Genomic DNA, 6,385 nt, shown 5'->3' with positions numbered 1-6,385 from the left:
ATCCTATAGAACAGATGTGGGCATGGGTTAAACGTAAGCGTAAAGAATGGTTGATCGACTCAGTCGATGAGTTATTTCAAGTTTTTTTCGAATCCTGTATGGATAATAAAGTAGTTTGACTATACTTGTAAATCTGATGTTCTGCTGTAGATATTAAAAATCCTCCTAAGTGGAGGATTTTTACATTATTAGAATTTGGCTTCTAACACTTGGCTTGGAACTTGGTGTTTCCAAAGCTCACGTAAAGTTGGAAGATAGAATTTTTCACCTAATTCAACTAATTCTGCATCGATCAAACCATGTACTTCGTGCATAAATAGATAATCAAGTTCAACCGTTTGTAATTTTGCTTGAGCTTTTTTAAAGTCTTTGCGTTTTTGCTGGGCTTTTTTAACTAAGTTGTCTGCATATGCACGGTCTTTATACTGTGCAATTGCATTTAAACGTAGCTCAATCACACCCCAACCACTAAGCAATAATTTGAATTTTTCAAAATCAGTGGTAGTAGATTCCCAGCTCATTTCATCAAGATTTTCATTTTCAGGCAATACTGGTAGCAAAAGCTCCATTACACTCGGAAAAATCTTTTTAAAATTTAGGACAAATTTAACAGGATGCTCGCCCGGATAGTCTTTAAATTGAACTTGCTTTTGGGCATCTGTTAAATAAATGGTGAGCATTGGGGGAAATCCTTAGATAAAACACTGTCTTGCAAAATTTTATTCAAACAAATGTTAAATAGAAACGAAAACAGAAAAAGAAAGGCATTTTAACAAGTATGACAGTTAATTCAATGCTAAAGCTAAATAACAATTGCGAGCGTTGTTCAAAATGTTAATTTGAGCAAAAATTAAAAAGTAGAAACCACATTTTCAAAATGGTTTCTACTCCGAATCACAATTTATATTGTTTTCGATATCACGCTTACTTATTTGGTATTTGGCGAAACCATCTGCTCAGGACGAACCACTTCATCAAACTGTTCAGTTGTTACCAGTCCAAGTTCAACAGCAACTTGTTTTAAGGTTTTTCCTTCTTTATAAGCAGTTTTAGCCACTTTTGCAGCATTTTCATAACCAATCACTGGATTTAAAGCAGTAACCAGCATTAATGAATCATGCAAAAAGTGATCAATTTTTTCACGGTTTGGTTCAATACCAACAGCACAGTGATCATTAAAACTGTTACACGCATCGCCTAATAATTGAATCGATTGCAATAAGTTAAATGCAATGACAGGCATGAATACATTTAACTCAAAGTTACCCGAAGCACCTGCGACATTAATTGTCGTGTCATTACCCAAAACTTGAGCTACAACCATAGTCATCGCTTCACTTTGCGTTGGGTTTACTTTACCCGGCATGATACTTGATCCAGGTTCGTTCTCGGGAATCCGTAATTCACCGAAACCACAACGTGGGCCACTCGCTAACCAACGAACATCGTTTGCAATTTTATTCAAACTTACCGCAAGTGTTTTCAATGCGCCTGATGCAAAAACTGCCGCATCACGCCCTGCCAGTGCTTCAAATTTATTTGGCGCAGTAACAAATGGTAAGCCTGTTTGTTTTGCCAATTCTTCAGCTGCAGTTACAGCATAATCAGGATGAGCATTCAATCCTGTTCCGACAGCTGTACCACCTAATGGCAGTTCGTACAAACCCTCTAGCGCTTGATTTAAACGTTTTAAACCGTGATCTAATTGCGATACATAACCGCTAAATTCCTGACCCAAGGTTAAAGGCGTTGCATCCTGTAAATGTGTACGACCAATTTTGACAATGTCTTTAAAATCATTAGATTTTGCATCTAAAGTATTTCGTAGTTTAGTGACAGCAGGTATCAATAATTCATTAATTTGTAAACTTGCTGCTACATGAATTGCTGTTGGGAAAGAGTCATTGGTAGATTGCGCACGGTTGACATGGTCATTTGGGTGTACCGGCTTTTGTGCACCAAGTGGATTACCTAATTTTTGGTTGGCAATATTAGCGATTACTTCGTTACAGTTCATGTTACTTTGCGTACCAGAACCAGTTTGCCATACAACCAAAGGAAATTGAGAGTCCCAATGCCCTGAAATGACTTCCTCAGCAGCATTAACAATATATCCCGAAAGTTCTTGAGGAATTTGCCCCAGTGCAGCATTGGTAATTGCTGCAGACTTCTTCACTAGCCCCATCGCACGGATCATGGGACGTGGTAAACGTTCACCGCCAATTTTAAAATTTTGCAAACTACGCTGAGTTTGTGCACCCCACATTGCCTCACTTGGTACTTCAACGTCACCCATCGTGTCATGTTCAATACGTGTTTGCATCTTCTCATTTCCTTATCGAAATATTTAAAACTTAGAAAATCATTTCACGTTATAACAGCGTGTAGATCAATTCATTCGTTATAGTTTATGTAAATGTTAAAGACTTGTAAATGATAATTATTATCAATAATAAGTGGTTTATTTGATAATAGTAATCGCAAAGAGTTAAGCGGTTAAAAATTACGAATAAAGCCTCAGCAATGGAATTATTTTAGCTGAACTCTTATGAGCCACAATTAGGCAAAGCTCTATATTTATAAATTATCAATAAAATATATGTCTTAACCTAACTCACTGACCTCTTAAGGTTTGTTGGTAAAAGCGCCATTCATCCTCAAGCATTTTTTTCAAACTATGATCAGCTTTCCAATTCAACTGTTTCTCGGCTTTTTCAACATTCGCACCCAATTGGTCAAATTCTTCATTTGGGTAATATGTTGACTCTATCGTTTTAATACTCGACTGGGTAACCTCGGATATTTCATCCAATAAATGTTGTATAGAGATCAATTCACCTGCAATATTGTAGGCCTCACAAACATTATGTTGTGAAGCTAAAGACTCTAAGCAGAGCCAAACTGCTTTACAACAATCGAGCACATGTAAAAAACTGCGCTCAGCTGTGCCATCCTCAGTCTTAGCCTGCTTACGTAATTCAATATATTCACGTTGCATTGCCCCCACCTGCATAGCCAGCGGCACGATATTTTTGGGTAAGGGTGCAACAAACTCGCCAAGTACAGCATGCTCAAATGCACCTGCGATATTGCTTAAGCGCAATATGCCTATTTTCCACTCATTATCGGTACGTGCCGTATCTCGTATGATTTCTTCAACCATCTGTTGAGATTTTACATAGGGATTTGGGTAGGTAAAATTGAATGGTGTATCTTCAGCGAGTTCAGCTGATGATTGACCGTATACCGCAAGGCTTGATAGATGTACTAAATTTCTAACGCCAGTACGCTGCATGGCACGCAATAAACTCATGATACAACTGACATTATCATTATAATATTCAAGGGGTTTAAGTACAGATTCTTCAAGCGATTTAAATCCAGCTGCATGTACAACTGCCGTGACAGAATATTGTTCGAAAACTTTATTTAAAGCGGGAGTATTACGGATATCAAGTTTTACAAAAGGCACATACATGCCCGAAATGTATTCCAATCTTTCAAGTATTTGTAAGTTAGCATTCGATAAATTATCGACAATAATAACTTCTCGTCCTTGAGCCAATAAACTCAAGGCAATATGCGAGCCTATAAAGCCTAAACCACCAGTCACTAAAATCATTGTTTAGCTACTCCTTATAGTTATCAGTATTTTACAGTTTAATTTTGTCTTTTTGGTGTTATTCAAAACGTATCCACAGAGAATAAAAAAACTTAAAAACCGACTTAAAACTTCACTTAAATCGGTTAATCTGCAAGCGAATTCTATAATTATTTTAATAGTTTGAAATGTTGCATATGTAGGAGTTATGAGTATCAACTGTATTGGATTTACGATAAAAAACCGCCCGAAGGCGGTTTTTTATAAATCGATGAGGATCTATTGATTTTTTGAGCGAACTAAATTTAAGAAGTGCAAATGTCGTTCATATTGATCAATCACATCTTGTAAAAGGTCTTCTTGTGTCCAATCAATAATGTCATAGTTTTGCCCACCTTCTCTTAAAAATACTTCAGCTTGATAGTCCTGCTGAGTTTCTTTCGAATCCATCATAAAGCTAGGCGTATTTTTCTCTTGCACCACGACTTGATAAATAAAATTTATCTCATCCTGATGGTTTACACGTAATTGCAGACCATCATCAATATTTTGAATAGATACATCTAGATGACGGCGCTTAAATTCATTTTGCAAATTTGTAAAAGCGGGTCTTACCGTTTGATCAATATACCTTTCTACTTCTTCGCGTGTATGCGGGTAATGCATGATAAGGCCTAAACGCTGCTGCCAACTTCTTGGATTTTGAATTGCCCTTGGGGTAATACGCGCATCTTGTAATGCCTGCATTTTTGTTGCATCTAAATGCAGTGCCTTTACCAGGCCCCAGCAAATCAAAAGCATCACAAATGTAAACGGTAATGCGCTCAACATGGTCGCTGATTGCAAGGCACCTAAACCACCAGCGAATAAAAGTACAATGGCAAGGACAGCCATTAATGTAGTCCAAAACAAACGCTGCCATGTCGGCGAATTTTCAGATTTCGCAGTTAAATAATCTGTCACTAACGCACCAGAGTCCGCTGATGTCACAAAGAACAGCATGACCAAAATCGTCGCAATAAAACTCATTACACCTGAGAATGGTAAGGTATGTAAAAACTCAAAAAGTGCTACAGATGAATCTCGCTGTACAGCACTAACAAGGGAGGTATTCGCTTCATTTAGAATGCTAAAAAGTGCAGCATTACCCATCACCCCCATCCAGATCAGGGTAAAACCCGTTGGGATCAGTAAAACACCGACAATAAACTCACGGATCGTACGACCTTCAGACACACGAGCAATAAACATGCCTACGAATGGTGACCATGAAATCCACCATGCCCAATACATGATTGTCCAGCCACCAATCCAACCATCAGATTGATATGCGTAGAGGTTAAAGGTCATATTGAATAAATTAGAGAAATACTGACCTGCATTTTGTATGGTGGTTTGTAAAATGAAGATGGTTGAACTTGCAAAAAATACAAACAATAAAAGAACTAGGGCTAACCCTAAATTAATCTCTGATAATCTTTTGATACCCTTGTCTAAGCCCATAAATACTGACAACGAAGCCATACCCGTCACAATCACAATGAGGATAAGCTGCGTAGTCGTGGAGTATTCAATACCAAAAAGATAATTAAGACCTGAGTTTATTTGAGTAACACCAAAGCCAAGTGTGGTCGCAACGCCAAATACAGTGCCGATTGTTGCAAATGTATCAACCCCATCACCAATGGGACCATAGATTTTTTTTCCAATAAGTGGATATAAAGCAGAACGAATTTTTAAAGGTAAATTATGTCTATAAGCAAAGTAAGCTAAAGCCAAGCCAACAATAGTATAGATTGCCCACGCATGTAGGCCCCAGTGGAAGAAAGTTACTCGCATGGCTTGCTGTGCAGATTGAATTGTTTCAGGTTCGCCTGTCGGTGGTGAAACATAATGCATCACAGGTTCAGCAACACCAAAGAACATTAAGCCAATACCCATACCTGCGGTAAATAGCATGGCAAACCAAGAGCTATTGCTATATTTCGGTTGGCTGTGATCTAGACCAAGTTTAATTTTACCCATGCTCGAACAAGCAATATAAATGAGTACAATTAAAAATATCGCTACAGAGAGTACATAGAACCAGCTAAATGAGTCTGTTACCCATTGATTGAGCTGTTTTGTAATTAAATCAAAAGCATTGGGAGCTAAAAAAACAATGGCAATAAAAATGCCGATAATTAGCACAGTACTAATAAATACATTTGGATTCACATTGGAATACCATGACGGTTTCAATGAAGACATACCTTCCCTTTTCCGTTTTACTTGTAAGACAGATCTAAATTGATCAAAAAAGATATCCGCCAGATGCGGAAAAAACAGGCTTGTAATGATGAGACTGGCAATTTTTTCTCATTTCTTTGTAAATACTCAAAATATTTATCAATAAAAATGAAAAAATTATGGCTGACTCGATCAAAGCCATTGCTTAGAATCTGTACATGTTATCACATTTATAGATGAATAATCTAAAATCAAGTAATAAAGCAAATTAAGACAGCCGTATAGAATATGCCCACTTAAATATTTTATTACTATTTATCAATATCTTGTTTTAAAAAATTTGTTTTCTAAAATCTTATAATACTCTTTAAGTAGTTTACCAATATTCATTATTTGGGTTATTTATACTCACTGTGCATACCACCACATTCATCAACAACGTATTGGAAATGAGCATAATCACTCATCATAAATGAGATATACAGATATTAATAAAAAGCATTGTATAATGACGTTTTCTTATCAAGTCAGAATGAGCTGCAAGTATAGCTGCTT

4 protein-coding genes are annotated in these 6,385 nt (G+C 36.9%); all 4 read right to left on the bottom strand.

What is annotated here, in order from left to right; translation table 11 throughout:
* Window positions 1-188: 188 nt before the first annotated feature.
* The 4 genes from FTT84_RS12150 to FTT84_RS12135 all read right to left on the bottom strand — a co-directional run bounded on the left by FTT84_RS12150 (window position 189) and on the right by FTT84_RS12135 (window position 5,851).
* Window positions 189-680 carry a hypothetical protein gene (locus FTT84_RS12150; RefSeq protein WP_067766469.1) on the bottom strand — a complete coding sequence of 164 codons (492 nt, stop codon included), beginning with the start codon at window positions 678-680 and terminating at the stop codon, window positions 189-191.
* Between the two features lie 248 nt (window positions 681-928).
* Window positions 929-2,323: a class II fumarate hydratase gene (gene fumC, locus FTT84_RS12145; protein WP_180081277.1), complete on the bottom strand. Its 1,395-nt coding sequence runs from the start codon at window positions 2,321-2,323 to the stop codon at window positions 929-931.
* A gap of 291 nt (window positions 2,324-2,614) precedes the next feature.
* The gene (locus tag FTT84_RS12140; protein WP_067766463.1) at window positions 2,615-3,622 is read right to left on the bottom strand and encodes an NAD-dependent epimerase/dehydratase family protein; all 1,008 of its coding nucleotides are present in this window, start codon (window positions 3,620-3,622) and stop codon (window positions 2,615-2,617) included.
* 258 nt (window positions 3,623-3,880) lie between these two features.
* Window positions 3,881-5,851: a choline BCCT transporter BetT gene (locus FTT84_RS12135; RefSeq protein ID WP_067766460.1), complete on the bottom strand. Its 1,971-nt coding sequence runs from the start codon at window positions 5,849-5,851 to the stop codon at window positions 3,881-3,883.
* Between the last annotated feature and the right edge of the window lie 534 nt (window positions 5,852-6,385).

The organism is Acinetobacter sp. YH01019 (assembly GCF_013420285.1).
GTDB lineage: Bacteria > Pseudomonadota > Gammaproteobacteria > Pseudomonadales > Moraxellaceae > Acinetobacter > Acinetobacter gandensis.
The sequence above is the reverse complement of the archived record's forward strand: the minus strand, read 5'-3'. Positions and strand labels throughout refer to the sequence as shown.